We start from the raw sequence: 283 nt of genomic DNA, 5'->3' as shown, positions 1-283 counted from the left end.
GACAATTGAGAGGCTAGGACTTTTGTCCCGGACTCTTTTTTGGAGCTGTGGGATTAATCATTTCTGGATTTTTCTGTAAATGTGACCGGTACTTGCTTCATGTTCGATTTTTAGGTGAACTTTTTCTAAAAAGAGGGCACGCATTGCAACCCTAGTCCTTATTGGCTTTTTGGGAAAATATGGTATAATAGAGTTAATTTTGGTGGATGGAGTTGAGTTTTGAGAAAAAACTATCGCGTCAAGAGCGAAAAAGATTTCAAGGCGATTTTTAAAGATGGGCAGA

General features: G+C 38.5%; 1 protein-coding gene. It reads right to left on the bottom strand.

Annotated elements, in window-relative coordinates:
• Positions 1–57: 57 nt before the first annotated feature.
• Positions 58–283, bottom strand: a 226-nt coding sequence (locus A0765_RS10515) for a hypothetical protein (protein WP_218837448.1), incomplete at its 5' end; no start/stop codon positions are given.

The organism is Streptococcus cristatus (assembly GCF_001588905.1).
GTDB classification, from domain to species: domain Bacteria; phylum Bacillota; class Bacilli; order Lactobacillales; family Streptococcaceae; genus Streptococcus; species Streptococcus cristatus_N.
The sequence above is the reverse complement of the archived record's forward strand: the minus strand, read 5'-3'. Positions and strand labels throughout refer to the sequence as shown.